Source organism: Frigoribacterium sp. 2-23 (genome assembly GCF_049601585.1).
Classification (GTDB): domain Bacteria; phylum Actinomycetota; class Actinomycetes; order Actinomycetales; family Microbacteriaceae; genus Frigoribacterium.
On record NZ_CP187126.1, the window covers coordinates 49,653 to 73,447 of the forward strand.

Genomic DNA, 23,795 nt, shown 5'->3' on the forward strand with positions numbered 1-23,795 from the left:
TCAGCCGGCCGACGCGCGCGGCTCATCGTCGGCGACCGGTCGCAGGTGACGGGCAGCCGAGGAGGCGCGGGTCTCCGACAGCCCGAAGAGCGCCTCGAGCCCGTCGTGGAAGTCCTCACCGCGCCCCTCCCGGGCGAGCTCGCGTGCTCGCACCGACGGCGTGTGCAGCAGGACGCTCGCGAGGTGGCGGAGTGCTCGTTCCGTCTCGGCCGACGAGTCGCCGCGCGACCGGGCGCGCTCGATCTCGGCGTCGAGCAGGCCGAAGACGTGCTTGCGCAGTGCGACCACGGCCGGGGTGAGCGACTGCTCGGCGGCGACCGCGTGGTACTCGGCCGCGGCGCTCGACACGAGCGCGCGGGCATCGTCGGCGGCGCTGAGCTGCGGCAGGGGAGCGTGCAGGCTGATGGTCTCGAGGTCGAGCAACTCGACGCCGTCGACACCGACCACGAGCGGGTCGACGTTGCGCGGCAGACCGAGGTCGATGACCAGGCGCTTCGCCCCGGGAGTCGTGACAGCCCCGGGGGCCGTGCCCGCCCCGGCGGTCATGACCTCAGGCGTGACGACCGGCTGCGTGGTCGACGTGCAGGTGATCAGCACGTCGCTCCAGGCGATGGCCGACGCGAGGTCGTCGAACGGGGTGACGCCGTGCTTGAGGCCGAACCAAGGTGCTCGGCCCGAACCGGAGAAGACGGCGAGTTGCTGCGCGCCGAGGTCGCGCAGAGCGGTGACGGTGGTGGCGGCGTACTGGCCGGTGCCGACGATGAGCACGCGGGCGTCGGTCCAATCGAGCACCCGCGAGCTCGCGAGTTCGAGCGCGAGGCGCACGAGCGATCGACCCGCGCCTCCGACGTTCGTGCGGTTCTTGACGCCCCGCGACGTGTGCGACGCCTTCTGGAAGAGCCGCTCGAGCTCGGACGACGTCGTGCCGACCTCGCGGGCGCGCTCGAGCGAGCGGCGCACCTGACCCGAGATCTCGTCCTCGCCGACGACGACGGACTCGAGGCCCGAGCTCACGGCGAACAGGTGCTCGACGACCTCGTCGCCGGTGATGACGCGGACGCTGTCTCGCAGCGCGGACGGCTCGATGCCGCTGGCCGAGCTCATCGTCTCGATAGTGGCCTCGACGGCGACCGCGCTCGCGGCGGTCAGGGGCTCGTCGACGTCGAGATAGGCCTCGAAGCGGTTGCAGGTCGCGAGCACGACGGCTCCGCTGACGAAATCGCTGGTGTCGACGAGTGTGCTCGCGGCCGAGGGTGCGCCGATGCTCAACTTCTCGAGGAGGTCGAAGCTGGCGTTCTGGTGAGACGCCGTGAGGCAAATGAGCACGTCTCCATGGTAACTCCGGTGTGCAAATCGCGCTGGGAGTCCGTTCGACACCGAGAGACGCCCCACCGGCAGGCCAGACGCCCTGCCGCCTCGGGAATGATCGCACCCGCTCCGCGCTTAAGTCTTGTTGCACTCTGCAACCCACGAAGGAGAAACACCATGACCACCAGCATCCAGTGGCAGCTCGCCGCCCGTCCGCAGGGCGAGCCCACCGCCGACGACATCCGTCGAGTCGAGGTCGAGCTGCCCGGCCTGGCCGCCGGCGACGTGCGCGTGGCGAACGAGTTCCTCTCCGTCGACCCCTACATGCGCGGACGCATGAACGACGTCAAGTCGTACGTCCCGCCCTTCGCCCTCGGCGAGACCATGACCGGCGGCGCCATCGGCCGCGTCACCGAGTCGGCCAGCGACGACCTGCCCGTCGGCTCCGTCGTGATGCACGACCTCGGCTGGCGCGACATCGCCCAGGGCCCCGCGTCGGCGTTCCGCGCCATCACGCCCGTCGAGGGTGTCTCGCTCTCGGCCTACCTCGGTGTGCTCGGCCTCACCGGCATGACCGCGTTCGTCGGCCTCACCGAGATCGCCGGAATCCGCGAGGGCGACGTCGTCTTCGTCTCGGGCGCCGCCGGAGCCGTCGGCACGATGGTCGGCCAGATCGCCCGCCTCAAGGGCGCCTCGCGCGTCATCGGCAGCGCCGGGACCGATGAGAAGGTCGAGCTGCTCACCTCCAAGTACGGCTTCGACGCCGCGTTCAATTACAAGAAGGGCGACGTCGCCGATTTGCTCGCCGAGGCGGCGCCCGACGGCATCGACCTCTACTTCGACAACGTGGGAGGCGACCACCTGTCGGCCGCGCTGGGCGCGTTCCGAGACGGCGGGCGCGCGGCGCTCTGCGGTGCGATCGCGAACTACAACTCGACCGGGGCCCCGGTCGGCGTCCTCAACACGACCAACATCGTCACCCGCGGCCTGATGGTGAAGGGCTTCACGCTCGGCAACTACCGTCACCTCGCGCCCGCGTTCCAGGCCGAGATGGGCCCGTGGCTCACCGCCGGCGACATCGTCTACGACGAGACCGTCGTCGAGGGCATCGACGCGGCCTTCGACGCGTTCACCGGTCTGATGCGTGGCGAGAACGTCGGCAAGATGGTCGTCAAGACCGCATGACCACGACCCGAGGAGGCGCGGTGCCGGCCGCCGACGCCGGTGACGTGTCGCAGATGCGGGGTCCTGTGCCGTTCGTGCGCGACACGATGTCGCAGACACGACACGACACCGCGCGACGTGACACCGCGCGACGTGACACCGCGCGACGTGACACCGCGCGACCGGACGCCGCGCCGCACGACACCGCGCGACCCGACACCGCGCCTCCTCGGGGCCCCGACGGCGGGGCGGCCGACCCCCAGCATTCGGGTGCGACAATGCAGCACGTGAACCAGCCCTCCGCCCTGCCCGCGACGCACCCCCTCGCCTCCGGCCTCACCGCCGACTCCTCCCTCATCCGCGCCCTGCGCGGAGACCGCCCCGAGACGCTGCCGGTGTGGTTCATGCGCCAGGCCGGTCGCTCGCTGCCCGAGTACCGCGAGCTGCGCGTCGGCACGAAGATGCTCGACGCCTGCCTCACGCCCGAGTTGTCGAGCGAGATCACGCTGCAGCCCGTGCGTCGCCACGGCGTCGACGCCGGCATCTTCTTCAGCGACATCGTCGTGCCGATCAAGCTGGCCGGGGTCGCGGTCGACATCGTCCCCGGGCGCGGACCCGTGCTCGAGAGCCCGATCCGCACCGCCGCCGACGTCGCGGCGCTGCGCCCGCTGGACCCGGAGGCGCTGGCCCCGGTCGCCGAGGGCATCGCGATGACGGTGGCCGAGTTGGGCAGCACGCCGCTGATCGGCTTCGCCGGCGCCCCCTTCACGCTGGCCGCGTACCTCGTCGAGGGCGGCCCCTCGAAGGACCACATCCGTGCCCGCACGCTCATGCACAGCGACCCCGAGACCTGGCACGCCCTGCTCACCTGGGCCGCCGAGACGACCGGCGCCTTCCTCCGGGCGCAGGTCCTCGCCGGCGCGAGCGCCGCGCAGCTCTTCGACTCGTGGGTCGGCAGCCTGTCGCTGGCCGACTACACCGAGCGCGTCGCTCCGTACTCCAAGCTCGCGCTCTCGGCCGTCGACGACTTGGCCGTGCCGCGCATCCACTTCGGTGTCGGCAGCGGTGAGGTTCTCTCGGCGATGCACGGCATCGGCGCGGACGCCGTGGGGGTCGACTGGCGCATCCCGCTCGACGAGGCGAACCGACGTCTCGGCGGCGGCGTGCCCGTGCAGGGCAACATCGACCCCGCCATGCTGGCGGCTCCGTGGGAGGTGCTCGAGGCCCACGTCCGCGACGTCGTCGAACGCGGCAAGGCGGCCCCGTCGCACGTGCTCAACCTCGGTCACGGCGTGCCGCCCGAGACCGACCCGACCGTGCTGACGCGTCTGGTCGAGCTCGCCCACTCGCTGTAGGCAGAGGGGAACGACCGTGAGCGACCCGACCCGCGCCTCCTCGTCCGGGCCCGCCCGCTACGACGTCGCCGTCATCGGCGGCGGCATGGGCGGGCTCGTCGTCGCCCGTGACCTGGCCGTGGCCGGTCGGCGGGTCGTCGTGGTCGAGGCGTCCGACCGACTCGGCGGCGAGGTCATGCGCCACACGGTGGCGGGCCTCGCGCTCGACGGCGGCGCCGAGAGCTTCGCGACGCGCGGCGACGTGGTCGCGACGCTCGCCCGCGACCTCGGCCTCGGCGACGACCTCGTCGTGCCCGATGCCCGCGGAGCCTGGGTGCAGCAGGTCGACGGCAGCGCGTTCCCGCTGCCCAAGGCCGGACTGCTCGGCATCCCCGCCTCGGCGGCCGACCCCGACGTCGCCGACGCGATCGGCCCCGCGGCCGTCGCCGAGGCCCTCGCGCTCGACGCCCAGACGGTCACGGTCGGCGCGGACGAGACGAAGCTCGGCCCGCTCGTGCGCGCCCGCCTCGGGCAGACCGTGCTCGACCGTCTCGTCGCACCCGTGGTCACCGGCGTGCACTCGCTGCACCCCGACGAGCTCGACATCGACCGCGTGGCCCCCGGGCTCCGCGCCGCGTTCGCCCGCGAGGGCTCGCTCGGTGCCGCCGTCGCGAGCTTGCGCGCGCTCGCCCCGGCCGGGTCCGCCGTCGGCGGCATCCGCGGCGGCACGAACCGCCTGGTCGAGCGACTCGTCGCCGAGCTGGAGGCGCACGGCGCCGACCTCCGCCTCGGCGCGCGCGCGGATGCGGTGGACGCGACCGGCGCCACGGTGGCCGGCGAACGACTCGACGCCGACCGGGTGGTGCTCGCGCTGGGCGGACGCGACCTGCGTGATCTCGCGGGGCGTGCCTCCTCGGCTCCGGGGCTGATCACCCTCGCGACGCTCGTCCTGCGCGATCCCCGACTCGACGCGGCGCCGCGGGGCACCGGGGTGCTCGTCGCACCCGGCACGGCCGGCGTGCGCGCGAAGGCGCTGACGCACGCCACGGTCAAGTGGCCGTGGCTCGCCGAGCGTGCCGACGGTCGCCACGTCGTGCGACTCAGCTACGACTCGCCGGCCGTCGACCGCTCGACCGCGGACGACGAGCTGCGGTCCGCGGCGCTCGCCGACGCCTCCGCCCTGCTCGGCATCGACCTCACCGAGGCGGCCGTCGACGGCTTCGCCCGGGTGACCTGGTCGGCACCGCTGCGAGGCGAGGAGGCACGGGAGACCTCCGACCCCGCCGCCTCCCTCGTCGCGGACGGCGTGCTGCGCGTCGGCGGAGCGGTCGCGGGTCGCGGTCTCGCCGCGGTCGTCGCGCAGGCCCGCGCCACCGCGGCCGCCGTGATCGCCGACGCCGACCCGAGAAGACGCCCGGAAGAGAACGCCTGACCCGGGATACATTGGACGCACGCGTGCGGAACATGCCGTTGTGCGTACGACCCACGAATGGAGCCATCGCATGCGAGGCAAACTGATCTTCGTCGCCGGAGCCGCTGTCGGGTTCGTGCTGGGAGCACGCGCAGGCCGCGACCGCTACGACCAGATCGCCGAGAGGACGTCCAAGCTGTGGCACAGCCGGGCCGTCCAGCGGCAGGTCGTCAAGGCCGAGGACTTCGCCGGGGCCAAGGCCGCCGACGGCGTCGACGCGATCGTCGAGGGCATCAAGTTCGTGCTCACGAAGCTCGTCGGCGGCGGAAAGAAGAAGAAATGACCGAGGCCTCGCGCAGCGACAAGATCAGGCACGGGGGCAAGTCCCGTTCGCTGTTCGCCCTCGTCCAGGACGTCCCGACGCTGGTCACCGACCTCGTCAAGGGCGAGATCGCGCTGCTCAAGCTCGAGCTCATCGCCAAGCTCAAGGCGTTCGGCATCGGCGCCGGCTTCATCGTGGGCGCGCTGCTCGTGCTGTTCTTCATGGGCGGCGTGCTGCTGACCGCGATCGTGCTGCTGCTGGCGATCTGGCTGCCGGGCTGGGCCTCCGCCCTCATCGTGGCCGGTGTGCTGCTCATCATCGCCGCGATCCTCGGCTGGCTCGGCTACCGCCGCATCAAGACGGGCCTGCCGCCGCTGCCCGAGAAGACGATCGCGAGCCTCAAGCGCGACGTCAAGGCGGTCAAGGGCGTCGGGACCATCCCGGCACCCGACGGCGACCGGTTCTGACGACCCGCGCCTCCTCCGCTTCTCCCACCCGTCGAGAAGCTCCCCGCCGCACCGCACCCCCGATCGGAGTCACCGTGAGCGACACCAACGACATCCAGGCCCACATCGACCGGACGCGCGCCGAGCTCGCCGCGACCCTCAACGAGCTCGAAGACAAGCTGAACGTGCCGAAGCAGATCGGTATCGCCGGTCACAAGGCGAAGGCCTCGTTCGACCGCGACAAGCTGCCCTGGCTCGCCGGTGCCGGTGCGGCCGCGCTGGCGATCGGCGGCCTCGTCGTCGCCGCCGTCAAGTCGCGCTGACACCGGTCGTCCCGACGCACCGACGCCGACGTCTCGACGCCGAGCGATCGGCCGTCGGTCGGTGCAGGCCCACCGTCATCTGGTGGGAGAATGGAAGTCATGAGTTCCAGCGCCCAAGCGCCGTCCGTGCCTGAATCCCCTGAGACCGAGACCCTCGGCTACACCCTCTGGGCCGTGCTGCGTCGCGACCTCCAGAACCCGTTCGTGCCCGACGCCGACGACGTGGCCGAGGTCGACGAGCTCGTCTCGACCCTCGCCGACGGCGGTGTCGTCGTGCGCGGCTTCTACGACGTGAGTGCCCTGCGGGCCGACGCCGATCTCATGATCTGGCTGCACGGGCCCGTCCCCGAGGACATCCAGTCGGCGTACCGCGCGCTGCTCCGCACGACGCTGCTCGGCGGTCTGTTGCCGACCTGGAACGCCATGGGCATGCACCGCGAGGCCGAGTTCTCGCGCAACCACAGCCCGGCGTTCATGCGCGGCAAGGCGCCCGAGACCTGGCTCACGGTCTACCCCTTCGTGCGCAGCTACGAGTGGTACCTGCTGCCCGAGGCCGAGCGTCGTCAGATGCTGGCCGACCACGGGCGACAGGGTGCCGAGCACCGCGCCGTCCTGACCAACACCGTGGCGAGCTTCTCGCTCGGTGACTACGAGTGGATCTTGGCGCTCGAGGCGCCCGAACTGGTCCAGCTCGTCGACCTGATGCGCGACCTGCGCTACACCGAGGCGCGCCGCCACGTGCGCGAAGAGGTTCCGTTCTATACCGGCCGCCGCATCGCCCCGGCCGAGATCGTCGAGGTGTTGTCGTGACCGATACCAGTCACATCACGAACGGCGCGCTGGTGCGCGCGGCCACTCCTGCGGCGGCCGCCGGCCCCGAGCACGTCAGCGAGCCGACCGACTACGACGCGATCCTGCTCGCCGGTTTCGGTGGCCCCGAGGGCCAGGACGACGTCATCCCGTTCTTGCGCAACGTCACCCGGGGGCGCGGCATCCCCGAGGAGCGCCTCGAAGAGGTCGCGCACCACTACCGCCACTTCGGCGGCGTCAGCCCGATCAACGAGCACAACCGCGAGTTGAAGGCGGCCCTCGAGGCCGAGCTGGCGCGTCGCGACATCGACCTGCCCGTGATCTGGGGCAACCGCAACTGGGACCCGTACATGGCCGACGCCGTGAAAGAGGCGGGCGACCGTGGCTTCACGAAGCTGATCGCGATCGCGACCAGCGCCTACTCGTCCTACAGCTCGTGCCGCCAGTACCGCGAGGACTTCGCGATGGCACTGGAGGCGACCGGCCTCGAGGGCACGCTGCAGATCGACAAGGTGCGCCAGTTCTTCGACCACCCCGGCTTCGTCCAGCCGTTCATCGACGGTGTGCGCGACGCCCTGCTCAAGGCCCGCGCCGAGCTCGACGACCTCGACCTGGGCACCGAGATCCAGGTGCTGTTCGCGACGCACTCGATCCCGTCGACCGACGCGGCCAAGAGCGGACCGAAGTCGCGCGGCTTCGACGACGACGGCGCCTACGCGGCACAGCACAAGGCGGTCGCCGAGGTCGTCATGGCCGCGGCCGAGGCCGCTCTCGATCTCGAACTGCCCGCCGACGGCGGCACGACTGTCCCGTGGCAGCTCGTCTACCAGTCGCGCAGCGGCCCGCCGAGCATGCCGTGGCTCGAGCCCGACATCAACGACGCGATCGACGCCCTGGCCGGTGGCCCGACCCGCGCCGTCGTCATCGTGCCGCTCGGCTTCGTCAGCGACCACATGGAGGTCATGTGGGACCTCGACAACGAGGCGCTCGAGACGAGCGAGAAGAACGGCTTCTGGGCGACCCGCACGCCCACGCCCGGCATCGACCCGAACTACGTCACGGGCCTCGTCGACCTCGTCCTCGAGCGTCGGGACGGCGTCCCCGTCGAAGACCGACCGCACCTCACCGACCTCGGCCCCTGGTACGACGTGTGCCGCCCGGGCTGCTGCGAGAACGTCCGGCTCGGGTTCAAGCCCGCGCTGTCGGGATTGGCACCGTAGGTCGTGACGACACTCCGCATCGGAACCCGCGGCAGCGCGCTCGCCGTCGCTCAGTCGACCACGATCGCCGACCGGCTGGCCGCGGCCACCGGTCACGACGTCGAGCTGGTCCGGGTGCGCACCGAGGGCGACCACACGCAGGCGACGGGCGAGTCGCTCGCGTCGCTCGGGGGCACCGGTGTGTTCGCCAGCGCGTTGCGCGAGGCCTTGCTCGCCGACGAGTGCGACGCGCTCGTGCACAGCCTCAAAGACCTGCCGACCGCCGTGCACCCCGGGCTCGTGATCGGCGCGACGCCCGGTCGCGCCGACGCCCGCGACGCGTTGTGCGCGCGCGACGGCCTCACGCTCGACACGCTGCCCGCGGGGGCCCGCATCGGAACGGGCTCGCCGCGCCGCCGTGCGCAGATGCTCTCGCGCCGTCCCGACGTCGAGATCGTCGACATCCGCGGCAACGTCGACACCCGGCTCGGTCGGGTCGGCGACGACCTCGACGCCGTGCTGCTGTCGGCCGCGGGGCTCGGCCGCCTCGGGCGTCTCGACGCCGCGAGCGAGCTGCTCGGGCTCGGCTTCTGGCCCAGCGCCCCCGGTCAGGGTGCGCTGGCCGTCGAGGTGCGCGAGGGCGACCCGAACGACGACCTCGCCCGCGGCCTCGCCGCCATCGAGCACCCCGAGACCCGACTCGTCGTCACGGCCGAGCGCGAGGTGCTCGCCGGCCTCGAGGCGGGTTGCGCCGCGCCGATCGGTGCCAGTGCCGTCGTCGACGCCGGTCTGCTGCTGCTCAGCGCCACGGTCTACAGCCCCGACGGCACGGGCCGGCTCAGCTCGTCGCACGCGGTGTCGCTCGAGTCGGGTCCGTTCGAGGCTCGGCTCGCCGACGTGCACGAGGTCGCGGGCCGCGTCGTCGACGAGCTGCTCGAGCTCGGCGCCGCCGAGTTGGCTCCCCTCGGAGGCACGGCATGAGCCCCGATCGACCGCTCAAGGGCACGCGCGTGCTCGTGCCGCGCGGCGGCAAATGGGGAGACAACGTGTCCGCCTCGTTGCGTTCGTTCGGCGCCACGCCGGTGATCGCCCCGATGATCAACTTCGCACCGGCCGAGACGCCGGAGCTGCTGGACGCAGCCCTGGCGCGCCTCCAGAACGGGGTCTACGACTGGCTCGTCGTGACCAGCGCGACGACGGTCGACGTGCTCGTGGGCAACGGCATCCGTCCCCCCGCGACGACCCGCATCGCGGCCGTCGGCGAGACGACCGCGTCGGCCCTGACGCTGGCCGGCTACCGCGTGGACTTCGTGCCCGAGGGCGACAACAGCGCGCGCGGTCTCGTCAAGGAGTGGCCGTCGGCCGAGGTGCAGGGCCGCGTGCTCGTGCCGCAGTCCGACATCGCCGAGCCGACCCTCGTCGCGGGCCTGTCGGCGCGCGGCTTCGACGCCGAGTTCGTGGCGGCCTACCGCACGGTCGGCGTCCCCATCGCCGACGACGTCAAGCGCGGCGTGGCCGCGGGCGAGATCGGCGTCGTCCTCATCACCTCGGGCAGTGTCGCCCGGCAGATCGCGGCCCAGCTCGCGCCCCTGCCCGATGGCACGCTGGTGGCGTGCATCGGGCCACGCACGGCGTTCGACGCCCGTGCCGCCGGTCTGCCCGTCCACCTGATCGCCGAGACCCGCTCGGCGGCAGCCCTCGTCGAGGCCGTGGTCGACCACGCCCTCGCCGAGAACACCCCGACCGAGAAGGACTGATGTCTGAGTTCCCCCGCGTGCGCCCTCGCCGGCTGCGCGCCACCCCTGCCCTGCGCCGCCTCACCGCCGAGACCCGGCTGCACCCCTCCGAGCTCGTGCTGCCGATGTTCGTGCGCGAGGGCATCGACGAGCCCGTCGAGATCGGCTCGATGCCGGGTGTCGTGCACCACAGCGTCGACAGCCTCAAGCGTGCCGTCGAAGAGGCCGCCGAGGCGGGCATCGGCGGCGTCATGCTGTTCGGCGTGCCGCTCGAGAAAGACGCGGTCGGCTCGGGGGCGACCGACCCCGACGGCATCCTCAACGTGGGCACCCGCGCCGCGGTCGACGCGGCCGGCGACGCCCTCGTCGTGCAGACCGACCTCTGCCTCGACGAGTTCACCGACCACGGGCACTGCGGAGTGCTCGCCGCCGACGGCAGCGTCGACAACGACGCCACCCTCGCGCGCTATGACGAGATGGCGGTCGTCCAGGCCGAGGCCGGCTCGCAGCTGATCGGCATGAGCGGCATGATGGACGGCCAGATCGGCTCGGCCCGCGACGCCCTCGACGCGGCCGGCTTCGGCGGCACGGCATTGCTGGCCTACTCGGCGAAGTACGCGTCGGCGTTCTACGGGCCGTTCCGCGAGGCGGTGCAGTCGAGCCTCGTCGGAGACCGCCGCACGTATCAGCTCGACGGCGCGAACCGTCGCGAGGGCCTGCGCGAGGTCGAGCTCGACATCGCCGAGGGCGCCGACATCGTGATGGTGAAGCCCGCGATGAGCTACCTCGACGTGCTGGCCGACACGGCCGCCGTCAGCACCGTGCCGGTCTGGGCGTACCAGATCAGCGGCGAGTACGCGATGATCCACGCGGCTGCCGCCAACGGCTGGATCGACCTCGAGGCCGCCTCGGCCGAGAGCGTGCTCTCCATCAAGCGCGCAGGCGCCGATGCGATCCTCACGTACTTCGCGCTCGATCTCGCGAAGCGCCTCAACACGGGGCGCATCTGATGGCCACGAACGACCAGTACTTCAGCCGGGCCAAGCAGTCCATCCCGGGGGGCGTCAACTCACCCGTGCGCGCGTACGGATCGGTCGGAGGCACTCCTCGGTTCTTGACCGGCGCCTCCGGTGCGTACGTCACCGACGCCGAGGGAACCGAGTTCGTCGACCTCGTCGCGTCGTGGGGGCCGGCCATCCTGGGTCACGCCCACCCCGAGGTCGTCGCCGCCGTGCAGGAGGCCGCCGCGCGCGGTCTCTCGTTCGGTGCGTCGACCCCCGCCGAGACCGAGCTGGCCGAGCTCGTGCGCGAGCGCGTCGCCGTCGGCGACGAGCGGCCCATCGGTAAGATCCGCATGGTGTCGACCGGCACCGAGGCGACGATGACGGCCATCCGTCTCGCCCGCGGCTACACCGGGCGCGACCTGCTCGTGAAGTTCGCCGGGCACTACCACGGCCACTCCGACTCGCTGCTGGCCGAGGCCGGCTCGGGCGTCGCGACGCTCGCCCTGCCCGGGTCGGCCGGCATCACGGCCGAGACCGCCGCGCAGACCATCGTCGTGCCGTACAACGACCTCGACGCCGTGCGTGCCGTGTTCGAGCAGCACCACGACCGGATCGCGGCGGTGATCGTCGAGGCCGCCGCCGCGAACATGGGCGTGCTCGCGCCGCAGCGCGGCTTCAACCGCAGCCTGTCCGAGATCACGCGTCGTAACGGAGCGCTGCTGATCGTCGACGAGGTGCTGACCGGGTTCCGCGTCGGCCGCGCCGGCTGGTGGGGGCTCGAGGCGGCCCGGGTCGTGCCCGACGGCGCCGGCTGGCAGCCCGACCTGATCACGTTCGGCAAGGTCATCGGTGGGGGCATGCCCCTCGCCGCGCTCGGCGGCCGCGCCGAGGTCATGGACTTCCTGGCACCGCTCGGCCCCGTGTACCAGGCGGGCACGCTGAGCGGCAACCCCGTCGCCGTCGCCGCGGGCATCGCCACGCTGCGCCTCGCGACACCCGAGGTCTACGCGACCCTCGACCGGGTCGCTGACACGATCGCGACGGCCACGTCGGAGGCGCTGGACGCCGAGGGCGTGGAGCACACGGTCCAGCGCGCCGGCTCGCTCTTCTCGTTCGCGTTCTCGCCGACGGCACCCATGAACTACGACGACGTGCGCGCGCAAGAGACGTGGCGCTACCCGCCGTTCTTCCACGCCATGCTCGACGCCGGGGTGAACCTGCCGCCGTCGGTGTTCGAAGCGTGGTTCGTGACCGCCGCGCACGACGAGCGGGCGGTGTCGCGCATCCTCGATGCGCTGCCCGGCGCGGCGCGGGCCGCGGCGACGGCGACGGCTCCGCAGTAGGGCTCGCCTCCGCGAGACCCTCGCGATGCGGCGAGACCCTCGCGATGCGGCGAGACCCTCGCGAGCGAGCGAGGGTCTCGCCGCGAAGCGAGGGTCTCGCGTGACGTGGCGAGGGTTCCGCGGTGGGCGCGCGGGCGCGCCCTACGTCGAGCGGCGGGTCCGCGCGAGCCAGCGCCCTTCGGCCCGCTCGATCGTGAGTGGATGCGCGAACGCGCCCGACACGAGCTCCGACGTGAGCACGTCGTCCGCCGGACCCTGGGCGAACACGCGCCCGTCGCGCAGCAGCATCGCGTGCGTCGTGCTGCTCGGCAGGTCCTCGAGGTGATGCGTGACCGTGACGGATGCCACGTCGGGGTGGTTCTCACGCAGCTCGTCGATGACGTCGAGCAGATGCTCGCGCGCGGCGACGTCGAGCCCCGTGGCCGGCTCGTCGAGCAGCAGCAGGGCCGGCTCGCCGATCAAGGCGCGAGCGATGAGGGCACGACCGCGCTCGCCCTGGGACAGGACACTCCATCGGGCCTCGAGCCGTGCCTCCAACCCCACCGACCCCGCAAGATCCCTTGCTCGGGCAACTTGTTCGGTCGAAGGCCTCCAGCGGGGCACGGGGTCGCTCGAGCCGGTGATCCCGGTCAAGACGACGTCGAGCACCGAATTGTCGGCCAGCATGCGGTGGCGAGGGTCGACGTGCCCGATGTGCTGCCTCAGCTCGCGCAGGTCGACACGGCCGAGCCGGCGTCCGAGGACCTCGACGGTGCCGGCGCTCGGGTGCCCGAGGGCGCCGCACAGGGAGAGCAGGGTGGTCTTTCCGGCGCCGTTGGGCCCGATCAGCGCCCAATGCTGGCCCGCGCCGACCCGCAGGGTGACGTCATGGAGCAGGTCGCGGCCCTGGCGGGTCACCCGGACGTCGGTGACCGCCAGGACCGCCATGCCGTCGGTCACGACGTGTAGAGACCGCTGGCCTTGAGCTCCGCATAGAAGTCGTCGTAGGACTTCGGGTGGTTCCGGACGATATCCGCAGCTTTCTCGGCATCGTTCGCCTTGATCGCGGCCCGGAGTTCGGTCGACCACGACGCCGCCTGGGCCCAGGGGAAGATCCCCACGGCGCCGGCGCGTTTGATCAACAGGAGGAGGCGCGGCCCGGTCATGGCCCACAGGCGTGCCAGGGAGGGGCTGTTCGCAGCCTCCTGCAGGATGACGTTCATGTGGAGGATCGCGTCGATGTCTTCGGCGGTCTTCTTCTTCATCACCGCAGCGCGGGTCTCCAGGATCGCCATGACCTCCTTCTTCTGCTCTTTCGTCAGGTTCGGCACCGCCCGGCTGACGATGAGCGACCAGACCTCGTAACCCGTCTCGACGGTGTCGACGAACTCGTCGAAGGTGGGAGCGACGATGCGCGTATAGCGATTGGCCTCGATGTCGACCAGAGCCTGCTCGGCGAGCTTGGCGATGGCCTCGCGAACCGGGGTGCGCGAGACGCCGAGCCACTTGACGAGCTGGTCGTCGTTGAGGCGCTCACCGAACTCGAGGGTGCCGTCGATGATGGCGAGGAACATCTTGTCGTAGACGACGTCGCGCAGCAGGCGGCGGGGTGCGGGCGGCTGATCGGTCAGGGTGGGGATGGGCATAGCGGCTCCTGGGTTGAAGGGAAACGTGATGGAGGCGCGGGCCGAGTGCTTCAGTCGGCCCGCACCCTTCGACGTGCGGGGGAGCTCCGGTCAGCTGTCGAACTCGACCGCGTCGAGGTGCGACGAAGCGGCGTCGTTGAAGATGCGGAAGGCCTCGATGGCGAGTGAGGGGTCGCGCTTGACGGCGGCCTCGCGGAGTTTGTCGACGTAGGACGCCATCGCGTCCCACTGCCAGTGCTCGCGCACGGGCTGCAGCATGAAACGGACGCGGGCGTTGACGCTGGCCTCGGCATGGTCGAGCAGAGGATTGCCGGTACGTTCACGCAGGAAGGCGGTCAGCGCGGAGAGCTCGGTCAGGCTCTCGACGTCGTGCGCCTGCTGCGACGCGTGGGCGGCGTCGCAGAGGGCGGTGAACGCAGTGATCTCGTCGTCGCTGAGGAGCGGGATCGCCCAGCGGGCACTGAGCTCGTTGAGCCCCTCGATCAGCTGGAGGGCGTGGCGGTACAGCTCGAAGTTCGGTCGGGTCACACGCGTGTAGCGATTGGCCTCCATCTCGACCAGACCGAAGTCGACCAGCTTGGCGATCGCCTCACGGATGGGTGTCCGAGAGACCCCGAGCCACGCGACGAGCTCATCGTCATTGAGGCGCTCGCCGGGCTCCAGGGTGCCGTCGTGAATGGCATCGAGCATCTTGTCGAAGACGACGTCGCGGAGCAGGCGTCGAGGTGCCGGATTGTCAGGGCCGGTGGGAATGGGCATGTCGCACCTTCTATGCGGAGAAAAAATCGTGTATCCGGTACTTTAGATGACCCTCACCTCCGCTGTCGAGCGCATCGCCGTGTGTTCACCGTGTATCCACCGTGTATCCACGGGGCCCGGCTCAGGCGTTCACCCGGACGACGGTCCGGCCGCGCACCCGGCCCTCGAGCACGCGGGGGCCCGCGGCGATGACGTCGTCGAGCGCGATCTCGGTCGTCATCGAGTCGAGCAGCTCGAAATCGAGGTCGGACGCGAGCCGCTGCCAGACCCGTCGGCGCCGTGCCGGCGGTGCGTCGACGGAGTCGATGCCGGCAAGACCGATGCCCCGCAGGATGAACGGCAACACGGTCGTCGGCAGATCGGAGCCCTGGGCCAGCCCGCACGCCGTCACGACACCGCCCGGTCTCGTCTGCGCGAGCAACGACGCGAGCGTCTGGCTGCCCACCGAGTCGACGGCGCCGGCCCAGCGCGCACGCTGCAGGGGGCGCCCGGGCTCGCCGAGCTCGCGGCGGTCGATCACATCGGCGGCACCGAGTCGGCGCAGGTAGTCGCCCTGCTCGTCGACCCGACCCGAGGAGGCGGTGACCGAGTACCCGAGGCGGCTCAGCAGCGCGATCGCGACCGATCCGACGCCTCCGGCCGCGCCCGTGACGACGACAGGGCCGTCGCCGGGTGCGACGTCGCGCTCGAGGCGCAGCACGCTCAGCATGGCCGTGACCCCGGCGGTGCCGATCGCCGCCGCGCGTCGGGACGTCATCGCGTCCGGCAGCACGACGACGGAGTCGGGGTCGACGACGGCCTGCTCGGCGTAGCCGCCGTGCCGACGTTCGCCGTGACCCGCGCCCGTGACGACCACCCGGTCGCCCACCGTGACCTCGGTGCCCGTCCCGCCACCGGACCCCGGCACGTCACCCGTCCCCGAGGGGACGCTCCGGACGACACCGACGAGGTCGATGCCGGGCACGAGCGGGGACGTGCGGACGACCCCTCGGTCGCCCCCGAGCGCCATGCCGTCCTTGTAGTTGAGGCTCGACCACTCCACGTCGACGACGACGCCCTCGCCGCCCTGCTCCGGGGCGACGAAGGACGGCGGGACGTCCCTCAGGCGGGTGGGCCGACCTTCTTCGACGACGATCGCACGCATGCCCCTCACGCTACGCGTCGCCCCTCGGCGGCGTCGCGGCACCCGTGCGGGACGCGCCCGCCTGCCCGCCCAGGAACCCGCCGAGCGCGCTCACGAGGTCGAGCCCGGTCGTCGACTTCACGACGTCCTGCAGCTGCGTCATGTTGTTGGCGACCGACTTCGTCAGCTCGTTCGCACCGTCCGTCGAGACGACGGTCAACGCGTCGATGTTGCCCATCGGAGCCGCCATCTCGCGGGCGATCTCGGGCAGGCGCGAGATGACCTGCGAGGCCAGCGCGGCCTGACCGAACTTGCCCTGCGCCTCGGCCAGCGCGTCGACGGCCTCGGCCTCGGCGAGACCCTTGGCCTTGATGGCCGCGGCCTCGGCCCGACCGGCGGCCTCGACGGCGGCGGCCTCGTTCTCGGCCGCGGCACGCGCGGCGTCGGCGAGCTGGGTGCGACGGAACGCCTCGGCCTCGACGGCCGCGTTGGCGGCGTCGCGCTCGGCCTCGGCGTTCTGGACGGCGGCATAGGCCGCCGCTTCGGCCGGCTGCCGCACCTCGATGTTGAGGCGCTCTTGGTTGACCTTCGCCTGCTCGGCGACGGCGATGCTCTCTTGCTCGGCCACGAGCTTGTCCTGTGTCGCACGCGCGAGCTCGCCGGCCGCCTGCGCCTCGGCGTTCGCCCGGTCGGTCTCGGCCTTGATCTGCGCCTGGCGCACGTCGAGCTGCAGCTGGCGCTCGGCGGTCTGCTGCGTGTTGCCGATGCGGGCCAGGGCGGCGATGCGCTCGGCCTCGGCCTCGGCGACATCGGCGTTCTGCTTGGCGACGGCCGCCTCGGCACGACCACGGTCGGCCAGGTACGTGCTGCCCGGCGTCTCGATCTCGCGGATGTTCATGGTCTCGATCTGCAGGCCGAGCTCGGCGAGCTCGCCCTTCGTCTCGTTGACCGCGTCGGCGGCGAGCCGCGAGAAGTTCTTCACGAGGTCGTCGACCGGCTGCCCGCCGATCAGACCGCGGATCGAGCCCTCGAGCGACTGCTGCACGATGACGGGCAGCTGCTGCTGCTGCAGCAGATAGCGCTGGGCGGCACGACGGACGCCGTCCTCGGTGCCGGTCACCTTGAAGTTGACCGTCGCCTTGACCGCCGTGCGGATGTAGTTGGCGTCGATCGCCTGCACCTCGACCGGGGTCTGGTACTGCTCGAGACTGAGCTTGAAGCCCTCTTGGAAGATGGGCCAGACGAACGTGCGGCCACCGATGATGACCTTCTGCGGGCTGGAGATGCCGCCGCCCTCGGAGCGCTCGGCACCCCGCCCGACGACGATCAACGCCTCGTTCGGCGGCACGCGCCGCACGCGGCTGGCGACGAACGACAGCAGGGCGAAGACGATGACGACCGCGACGACGATGGAGACGACGCTGATGTTTCCGGAGATGAAGTCCATGGGGCTTCTTTCTGATCGCAGGTGATCTCTGGTGATCGGAGGAGGGACGTGGAGCCGGGCCGGGGGAGGGGTGCGGCCGGCTAGGCCTGGTCGAGGGGCTCGACCTCGACGCGCGTGCCGGCATCGGCGACGACCCGGACGCGGGCGCCGCGCTCGATGCGCCGGCTGCTGAAGGCGAGGCGGCGTTCGAGCTCGCGGACGTCGTCGAGCCGCACCTCGCCCCCGGTCGGGGTCGTGGCCTCGGTGGCCGTGCCGACCAGGCCGACGGGGGAGTAGTACCCGCCGCTCTCGTTGCGCGTGACCCGCCGCACGAACAGCTGGATCAGCACGAGGGCGACGAGCGCGATGCCGATGGCGACCACGTAGGTCGCCCACGTCGGCAGGCCCGCCTGGGAGGTGACGACGCCGGCGAGACCGAAGATCGCGAGGGCCGCGCCGAACGCCACCCCGCTCACGAGGCCGTCGCCGATGTCGATCATGTCGAGCAGATCGCCGACGACCAGACTGACGAGCAACAGGACGAGCCCGATGCCGCCGACGACGAAGAAGGTGATCATGCGTCGATCCTGACAGTCGGGCCAGCCGTGCACATCGGGCGCGAGACGGAGTGGGGACGATGCCCTGCCGCCAGGCGTCGTGGAGGAGTCATCCCGTCGCGCTCAGCCGAACAGGATCGCGGCCTCGTCGTACCGGTTCTGCGGCACGGTCTTCAGCGAGTCGAGCGCCTCCTCGAACGACACGTGCACGATGTCCGTGCCGCGCAGGGCGACCATGCGGCCCCAGCGCTGGTCGACGACGGCGTCGCTCGCGGCCAGGCCGAGGCGGGTGGCCAGGACCCGGTCGTACGACGTGGGCGTGCCTCCTCGTTGGATGTGCCCCAGGGTGGTCGCGCGGGTCTCGATGCCCGTGCGCTCCTCGATGAGGGGGGCGAGGCGCTCGCCGATGCCACCGAGGCGCGGACGGCCGAAGGCGTCGAGGCCGCGCTCGGAGTGCGCGTCGTTCTCGTGGTCGGGCACGAAGCCCTCGGCCACGACGACGAGCGGGGCGCGTCCGCGGTCGTAGGCCGACTGGACCCACTCGACGACCTGGTCGATGCTCGTCTTCTGCTCGGGGATGAGGATCGCGTGCGCGCCCGAGGCCATGCCCGAGTGCAGGGCGATCCAGCCCACGTGGCGGCCCATCACCTCGGCGACCATGCAGCGGCTGTGCGAGTCGCCGGTGGTGCGCAGGCGGTCCATGGCGTCGGTGGCGATCTGCACCGCGGTGTCGAAGCCGAACGTGTAGTCGGTGGCGCCGAGGTCGTTGTCGACCGTCTTCGGCACGCCGACGATCTTGAGGCCCGCGTCGGTGAGGCGCTTGGCGGCGGCCAGCGTGCCCTCGCCGCCGATGGCGATCATGGCGTCGATGCCGTGTCGCTCGAGGTTCTCGGTGATGCGCTCGACACCTCCGCGCCCCTCGAAGGGGTTCGTGCGGCTGGTGCCGAGGATCGTGCCGCCCTGCTTCGCGATGCCCTGGATGTCCTTCCGGCCGAGCGGCACGATGTCGGCGTCGACCACACCGCGCCAGCCGTCGCGGAACCCGACGTACTCGTGACCATGGATCTGCGTGCCCTTGAGCACCGCGCCGCGGATGACCGCGTTCAGACCGGGGCAGTCGCCACCACTGGTGAGGATTCCAATTCGCATCGATCGCTCCATCGCATCGTCCCCGGTCGCCGTGGAGGTCGTCAGGGGGTCGTCGTGTCGGCCCCGGGATCGGGCCAGCCCATCATGGCTCGGAACCATCATGGCTCAGTTCGCGTCACCGTTCGCCGAACGTCCGGCCGCGGGAGGCGTCTGTCAGTGGGCCGGTACTACCCTCGACACCGTGGACCACGAGGAGGCGGTGGTCGACACCCCGACGACGCCTCACCCTGGAGAACCCCGGATGACGACGAGCAACGACCCGCAGCGGCCGCAGCCCTCGCCGTGGGCTCGGTTCGCGCGCCCCGCGGCCACGGAGCCCGATCGCGCGGCGTCGTTCCCGTTCGGGCCACCCCGCCCTCTCCTCGACGCGGGCACTCCTGCGTCGTCGCCCGCGCCTCCGGCCGGGTTCCCCGCTCTGCAGGACGTCTCGTGGGCGCCACCGCCGGCGGCAGCACAGGGCCAGGCGGGGCAGGGCCAGACGCCGCCCGCTTCCGACCAGAGCCGCACCCCGGTACCGAGTGAGGACCCGTTCGGTTCGTACTTCTCCGACGACGACTGGTCGGCGTCACGAGTCGAGCGCGAGCCCGATCCGGGCCGCGGCTTCGCCGTCGCGTCGATCGTCTTCGGCGTCTTCGTCGCCCCGCTCGGCCTGCTCTTCGGTCTGCTGGGCCTCGTGCGCTCGCGCCGAGCCGGACTGTCGGGGGCGGCGTCGATCGTCGGCATGATCATCGCGGTGATCGTCATCGTCGTCGGCATCGCCTACGGCATCGCGCTGATCGACTACCTCGGCCGGCTCGCGTCGGCGTGCGCACGCGTCGGGCCCGGCGAGTACGTGAACGGATCGGGTCAACCGATCTCGTGCTCGTGACCCGTCGGGCCCGCCTGCCCCGCCGCAGCGGGACGAGGAGTCGCGCCTAGAGCGAGACAGTGCCGGTGTCGGCCGTGTTCTCGGGGTGGCCACCGGTCAGGGCCGCCTTCGCGTACTTGAACAGGGTCACCGCGCGGGGCTCGTTGCTGACCCAGTACTCGGCCGTCTCGACGTCGACACGGATGAGCGCGACGGTCGGGTCGTCGCGACCCTGGTCGAACCAGGCCTCGGCGCCCGTGTTCCACAGTTCGTCGATGGTGCTCGAGTCGGTGACGACCTCGGCCTTGCCGGCCAGCGAGAGGTAGCCCTTGCCGGTCTCGACCGCGACGTTCACGTACTTGTGGGCCTTGATGTCGTCGACCTTGGGCGACGGGTTCTGGGTGAAGAAGTACACCGAGCCGTCGAATTCGCGGTCGACGATCGCCAGCGGGCGGCTGACGAGGTGGCTGTGGGCGCTCTGCGTCGTGAGGATGCCGATGCGGCCCTTGCCCAGGACCTCGGCGATCTTGCTGATGTCGGATTCGGTGGCGTCTGTCATGCCGGGGACGATACGCCGGAGGCGCGGTGCGGGTCACAGCGAACGTCGCCTGCCGCCCCGCACCCGTCGCAGACGACCAACTGCTCGCGGCACTGACTGTCGACGCAGTTCTGCATGCGCTTCGTGGCCGAGCCGCACATGGCACAGGAGCCGATAACGGCCGTGTGGTCGGAGAAGTCGATCGAGCCGCGCTTGTCGAAGACGTAGAGCGAGCCGTCCCAGAGGCCGTCGTCCCCGAAGCGCTCGCCGTAGCGGACGACACCGCCCTCGAGTTGGTACACCCGGTTGAACCCGCGGGCCGTCATCACCGAGCTGAGCACCTCGCAGCGCACGCCGCCGGTGCAATAGGTGACGACGGGCTCGTCCTTGAGGTGGTCGTAGCGACCGCTCTCGATCTCGGCGACGAACTCACGGGTGGTGGCGACGTCGGGGACGACCGCTCCGCGGAACCGTCCGATGCGTGCCTCGAACTCGTTGCGGCCGTCGAAGAACGTGACCTCCTCGCGCTCGACGAGCTCGTGCAGCTCGTCCGGGGTCAGGCGGGTGCCGCCGCCCACCACGCCGTCCTCGTCGACGACCAGCTCGTCCGGCGCCCCGAACGTCACGATCTCGTCGCGCACCTTGACACTCAGGCGCGGGAAGTCGTCGCCCGTCCCTTCGCTCCACTTCGCATCGAGGTCGCGGAACGCGGCGTACTCGCGGGTCTTGCGCAGGTACTTCTTGACGTCGGCCAGCTCGCCACCGACGGTGCCGTTCATACCGTGGCGCGAGAGGAGGATGCGCCCGCGCAGACCGAGGGACTCGCACAGATCGCGCTGCCAGAGGCGCAGTGCGTCGGGGTCCGTCAGCGGCGCGAACACATAGAACAACAGGATCTTCGGCACGGCCACCGCGACAGTCTAGATCGGACCGAATCCACGCAGGGCCTGGCCCTCCGTGCTTATATGCCTTATTGTCATATCGGTATCCAGGACGAGGGGTGGAGGATCGATGCCGGTTCCGACGACGGGTCAGCGCGTGATCGCACGGCGGCTGCACAAAGACGAGGTGCTCAGCCGCCTGCGCGACGCCATCCTCGACGGCTTGCTCCAGCCGGGCGAGCGCATCAGGGATCGCGACCTGGAGGTCTGGTTCGGTGTCTCGCGCACTCCCATCCGGCTCGCGATCGCGGCCTTGGAGGACATGCGTCTCGTCGAGACCTCGCCCTCGCGCTACACGAAGGTCTGTGGTCTTCGACCCGAGATCGTGCCGGATCTGGTCGACGGCATGACGGTGCTCTGGGGTGCCGCCCTCGACCGGGTGCGGACGCTGGGTCGCCTCGGCGATGTCGAAGCGAGCCTCGTCTCGTCGGGGACCGTGTTCGAGTCCTGGGCCCGGGGCGAGGCGGCGGCCATCGAGGTCGTCCGCACCTTCGCCGGCGCGACGGCGGCGGCGGCGACCCTGTCCGTGAACCCCGTGCTCGAGAGGTTCGCCGATCGCGCGGTCGTGCTCGTGCTGTTCCACGCGACGCGCTCCGGTGCGCAGGTCGATGCCGAGGCGCTGGCCGACTCCCTCCGCCGCGCCTCCCGACATGTCTTGTCGCCCGAGCAGGGGAGCACTGCCGCATGACGATCGCCGGCCCACCACTCGCCGCGCCGATCCGCCGGCTGCTCGCCGACGAGGTGCACGACGTCCTGGCGAGGGCGATACTCGACGGCACGTTCATGCCGGGCGAGCGCCTCAACGACGACGAGCTGATCACGTGGCTGCAGGTCTCGCGGACGCCCATCCGCACCGCTCTCGAGAGACTGGCGACCGCCGGCTACGTCGAGCTGCGCGCGAATCGCTACACGCGCGTCGGTCGTCCGTCGCGAGACGACGTGCGACTGACCGACGACGTCGTCCGGGCGACGCTGCGCTGGGCCACGACGAGAGCCCTCGAGAATGCGGCGGAGTCGCAGGTCGAGGAGTTCGCCCGAGCCCTGGCCTCGGCCGACCGCATCGTCCAGCGGGCCGGATCTCGGCCCCTCAGTGCGGTCGGCCTGTCCGTGGTGTATCGCGCCGTCGGGTACTTCGCCGTCCGCTCGAGCAACGAGATGATGCGGGTCGCGATCGACGACGCCACCTGGCGGCTGCTGTTCGGGCTGCGGGTGCTCGAGGCGCGTATCCCCACTGACGCGTGGGCGGCCTTCCGTGACGAGGCCGGCAGGGCGGCCGTCGATCGAGACGCGGCGCGGTTCTCCGCCGCTGCCGATGCGCTGCACGCCGCCGTGCTGGGCGACGCGGTCTGAGAGCGGCGCGGCCTGAGGGCGGCACGGCCCGCTGCCGGCTCGCCTACCGCGGGCCGGCCATCGCCTCGACAGTGTCCTTCGCGAAGGCGGCCCGCAGCTCGGGCAGCGCCACGTCGTCGAGGACGACGATGGATTGCCCGTCGGGGGAGGTGCCGGTGCCGTTCGTCGGCATCGTGAAGAACGTCATGCCGCTCGGGCGCAGCGATCGCAGGCTGACGCCGAGGCCGACCATGTCGGTCACCGACCAGGCCGAGTCGACCGAGACCGAGCGGGCCGTGTTCTCGACGAAAGCCGACACCCTCGGGGGGTCGGACAGGGTGTCGGTGCTGAGCAGGGCCATGCCGATCGCCTTGAGCAGGGCCTGTTGGTTGCGTGCCCGCTGGAAGTCGCCGTCGGCGAAGGCGTAGCGCTCGCGGACGTAGGCGAGGGCGTCGTCGCCGCGCAGGGTGATCGAGCCGCTCTCGAACGATCGGTCGCCGCGAGAGAACGGCACGGTGTTGTGCACTTGGACGGCCCCCAGGGAGTCGACCATCGACGAGAGCCCGGCGAAGTCGATGACCGCGACGTGGTCGATGCGCGCGTCGACCAGCTGCTCGACCGTCTGCATCATGAGGGCCACCCCGCCGTGCGCGAGGGCCGCGTTGACCTTGGCGGGCCCGTGCCCCGGGACGTCGACCCAGGTGTCGCGCAGGATCGACATGACCTGTACATCGCGGCGATCGGCGGGGACGTGCAGGAGCATGATCGTGTCGGCGCGCTGATCGCCGGCCTCGCGGAGGTCGCGCTCGTCGGCGGCCCGACGCGAGTCGGAGCCGAGCAACAGGATGTTCATCGCGCCGTCGGAGCTGGCCGCGGGTCGACCGGCGTACGACGGCGCGGCGTCGTCGAGACGGGCGAGGTTGCCGTCCACGGTGCCGAAGAGCGATGCCGCGTAGACCCCGATCGTGATGACGCCGATCGCCAACAGGGCCGCGATGCTCGTCAGGCCGAGGACGAGCGGGCGGTGGCGTCGGTAGAACGAGCGGCGACGTCGACGGCGGACACGGATCTCGGGCATGGGGCGGGGTCTCTCTGTCGGTG

26 protein-coding genes are annotated in these 23,795 nt (G+C 71.4%); 15 read left to right on the plus strand and 11 right to left on the minus strand.

Annotation, left to right across the window (positions count from 1 at the left end; translation table 11 throughout):
• Positions 1 to 1,326, minus strand: a complete 1,326-nt coding sequence (locus ACPEEZ_RS00225; RefSeq protein WP_423921165.1) for a glutamyl-tRNA reductase — start codon at positions 1,324 to 1,326, stop codon at positions 1 to 3.
• A gap of 159 nt (positions 1,327 to 1,485) precedes the next feature.
• Between ACPEEZ_RS00225 and ACPEEZ_RS00230 the strand changes: the two genes are divergently transcribed.
• From ACPEEZ_RS00230 to hemL, 12 genes are all read left to right on the plus strand, one after another.
• Entirely contained in the window at positions 1,486 to 2,493 is a 1,008-nt protein-coding gene (locus tag ACPEEZ_RS00230) for an NADP-dependent oxidoreductase (protein ID WP_423921167.1), read from the plus strand.
• 257 nt (positions 2,494 to 2,750) lie between these two features.
• Complete coding sequence (gene hemE, locus ACPEEZ_RS00235; protein WP_423924302.1) at positions 2,751 to 3,827, plus strand: uroporphyrinogen decarboxylase; 1,077 nt, start codon at positions 2,751 to 2,753, stop codon at positions 3,825 to 3,827.
• 16 nt (positions 3,828 to 3,843) lie between these two features.
• On the plus strand, positions 3,844 to 5,238 hold the full coding sequence (locus ACPEEZ_RS00240; protein WP_423921170.1) for a protoporphyrinogen/coproporphyrinogen oxidase: 1,395 nt from the start codon (positions 3,844 to 3,846) through the stop codon (positions 5,236 to 5,238).
• A gap of 70 nt (positions 5,239 to 5,308) precedes the next feature.
• Positions 5,309 to 5,560 carry a hypothetical protein gene (locus ACPEEZ_RS00245; RefSeq protein ID WP_423921172.1) on the plus strand — a complete coding sequence of 84 codons (252 nt, stop codon included), beginning with the start codon at positions 5,309 to 5,311 and terminating at the stop codon, positions 5,558 to 5,560.
• Positions 5,557 to 6,006 carry a phage holin family protein gene (locus ACPEEZ_RS00250; protein ID WP_423921175.1) on the plus strand — a complete coding sequence of 150 codons (450 nt, stop codon included), beginning with the start codon at positions 5,557 to 5,559 and terminating at the stop codon, positions 6,004 to 6,006. The genes ACPEEZ_RS00245 and ACPEEZ_RS00250 overlap by 4 nt, the downstream gene beginning before the upstream one ends.
• Before the next feature lie 74 nt (positions 6,007 to 6,080).
• Positions 6,081 to 6,308, plus strand: coding sequence for a DUF3618 domain-containing protein (locus tag ACPEEZ_RS00255; RefSeq protein WP_423921178.1), 228 nt, complete (start codon positions 6,081 to 6,083; stop codon positions 6,306 to 6,308).
• A 99-nt stretch (positions 6,309 to 6,407) separates the two neighbouring features.
• Positions 6,408 to 7,118, plus strand: coding sequence for a hydrogen peroxide-dependent heme synthase (gene hemQ, locus ACPEEZ_RS00260; RefSeq protein WP_423921181.1), 711 nt, complete (start codon positions 6,408 to 6,410; stop codon positions 7,116 to 7,118).
• Positions 7,115 to 8,338 (plus strand): ferrochelatase, encoded by a 1,224-nt coding sequence (locus tag ACPEEZ_RS00265; protein WP_423921184.1) that lies wholly within the window; start codon positions 7,115 to 7,117, stop codon positions 8,336 to 8,338. The genes hemQ and ACPEEZ_RS00265 overlap by 4 nt, the downstream gene beginning before the upstream one ends.
• A 3-nt stretch (positions 8,339 to 8,341) precedes the next feature.
• The gene (gene hemC / locus ACPEEZ_RS00270; protein WP_423921186.1) at positions 8,342 to 9,298 is read left to right on the plus strand and encodes a hydroxymethylbilane synthase; all 957 of its coding nucleotides are present in this window, start codon (positions 8,342 to 8,344) and stop codon (positions 9,296 to 9,298) included.
• A complete protein-coding gene (locus ACPEEZ_RS00275; protein WP_423921189.1) occupies positions 9,295 to 10,074 on the plus strand; it encodes a uroporphyrinogen-III synthase in 780 nt (259 codons plus the stop codon). Before hemC ends, ACPEEZ_RS00275 begins: the two co-directional genes overlap by 4 nt.
• Positions 10,074 to 11,063 (plus strand): porphobilinogen synthase, encoded by a 990-nt coding sequence (gene hemB / locus ACPEEZ_RS00280; protein ID WP_423921192.1) that lies wholly within the window; start codon positions 10,074 to 10,076, stop codon positions 11,061 to 11,063. Before ACPEEZ_RS00275 ends, hemB begins: the two co-directional genes overlap by 1 nt.
• On the plus strand, positions 11,063 to 12,400 hold the full coding sequence (gene hemL / locus ACPEEZ_RS00285; RefSeq protein ID WP_423921195.1) for a glutamate-1-semialdehyde 2,1-aminomutase: 1,338 nt from the start codon (positions 11,063 to 11,065) through the stop codon (positions 12,398 to 12,400). Before hemB ends, hemL begins: the two co-directional genes overlap by 1 nt.
• 141 nt (positions 12,401 to 12,541) lie before the next feature.
• Here the strand turns inward: hemL and ACPEEZ_RS00290 are convergent, their stop codons facing one another.
• The 7 genes from ACPEEZ_RS00290 to ACPEEZ_RS00320 form a co-directional block, all read right to left on the minus strand.
• Positions 12,542 to 13,339 carry an ABC transporter ATP-binding protein gene (locus ACPEEZ_RS00290; protein WP_423921198.1) on the minus strand — a complete coding sequence of 266 codons (798 nt, stop codon included), beginning with the start codon at positions 13,337 to 13,339 and terminating at the stop codon, positions 12,542 to 12,544.
• The gene (locus tag ACPEEZ_RS00295; RefSeq protein WP_423921200.1) at positions 13,336 to 14,025 is read right to left on the minus strand and encodes a GntR family transcriptional regulator; all 690 of its coding nucleotides are present in this window, start codon (positions 14,023 to 14,025) and stop codon (positions 13,336 to 13,338) included. Before ACPEEZ_RS00295 ends, ACPEEZ_RS00290 begins: the two co-directional genes overlap by 4 nt.
• Before the next feature lie 90 nt (positions 14,026 to 14,115).
• Positions 14,116 to 14,784, minus strand: coding sequence for a GntR family transcriptional regulator (locus ACPEEZ_RS00300; protein ID WP_423921203.1), 669 nt, complete (start codon positions 14,782 to 14,784; stop codon positions 14,116 to 14,118).
• Between the two features lie 121 nt (positions 14,785 to 14,905).
• On the minus strand, positions 14,906 to 15,928 hold the full coding sequence (locus ACPEEZ_RS00305; protein WP_423921205.1) for an MDR family oxidoreductase: 1,023 nt from the start codon (positions 15,926 to 15,928) through the stop codon (positions 14,906 to 14,908).
• A gap of 10 nt (positions 15,929 to 15,938) precedes the next feature.
• On the minus strand, positions 15,939 to 17,354 hold the full coding sequence (locus ACPEEZ_RS00310) for an SPFH domain-containing protein (protein WP_423921208.1): 1,416 nt from the start codon (positions 17,352 to 17,354) through the stop codon (positions 15,939 to 15,941).
• 80 nt (positions 17,355 to 17,434) lie between these two features.
• A complete protein-coding gene (locus ACPEEZ_RS00315) occupies positions 17,435 to 17,911 on the minus strand; it encodes a hypothetical protein (protein WP_423921211.1) in 477 nt (158 codons plus the stop codon).
• A gap of 102 nt (positions 17,912 to 18,013) precedes the next feature.
• Positions 18,014 to 19,039 carry a 6-phosphofructokinase gene (locus ACPEEZ_RS00320; RefSeq protein ID WP_423921214.1) on the minus strand — a complete coding sequence of 342 codons (1,026 nt, stop codon included), beginning with the start codon at positions 19,037 to 19,039 and terminating at the stop codon, positions 18,014 to 18,016.
• A gap of 241 nt (positions 19,040 to 19,280) precedes the next feature.
• Between ACPEEZ_RS00320 and ACPEEZ_RS00325 the strand changes: the two genes are divergently transcribed.
• The gene (locus ACPEEZ_RS00325) at positions 19,281 to 19,907 is read left to right on the plus strand and encodes a hypothetical protein (RefSeq protein WP_423921216.1); all 627 of its coding nucleotides are present in this window, start codon (positions 19,281 to 19,283) and stop codon (positions 19,905 to 19,907) included.
• 46 nt (positions 19,908 to 19,953) lie between these two features.
• Here the strand turns inward: ACPEEZ_RS00325 and ACPEEZ_RS00330 are convergent, their stop codons facing one another.
• A complete protein-coding gene (locus ACPEEZ_RS00330; RefSeq protein ID WP_423921219.1) occupies positions 19,954 to 20,445 on the minus strand; it encodes a pyridoxamine 5'-phosphate oxidase family protein in 492 nt (163 codons plus the stop codon).
• Positions 20,442 to 21,335, minus strand: a complete 894-nt coding sequence (locus ACPEEZ_RS00335; RefSeq protein ID WP_423921222.1) for a rhodanese-related sulfurtransferase — start codon at positions 21,333 to 21,335, stop codon at positions 20,442 to 20,444. Before ACPEEZ_RS00335 ends, ACPEEZ_RS00330 begins: the two co-directional genes overlap by 4 nt.
• 100 nt (positions 21,336 to 21,435) lie before the next feature.
• Between ACPEEZ_RS00335 and ACPEEZ_RS00340 the strand changes: the two genes are divergently transcribed.
• Positions 21,436 to 22,053, plus strand: coding sequence for a GntR family transcriptional regulator (locus tag ACPEEZ_RS00340; protein WP_423921225.1), 618 nt, complete (start codon positions 21,436 to 21,438; stop codon positions 22,051 to 22,053).
• Complete coding sequence (locus tag ACPEEZ_RS00345) at positions 22,050 to 22,715, plus strand: GntR family transcriptional regulator (protein ID WP_423921228.1); 666 nt, start codon at positions 22,050 to 22,052, stop codon at positions 22,713 to 22,715. The genes ACPEEZ_RS00340 and ACPEEZ_RS00345 overlap by 4 nt, the downstream gene beginning before the upstream one ends.
• Before the next feature lie 43 nt (positions 22,716 to 22,758).
• On the opposite strand, the gene ACPEEZ_RS00350 is transcribed toward ACPEEZ_RS00345, so the two are convergent.
• On the minus strand, positions 22,759 to 23,772 hold the full coding sequence (locus ACPEEZ_RS00350) for an LCP family protein (RefSeq protein WP_423921231.1): 1,014 nt from the start codon (positions 23,770 to 23,772) through the stop codon (positions 22,759 to 22,761).
• Between the last annotated feature and the right edge of the window lie 23 nt (positions 23,773 to 23,795).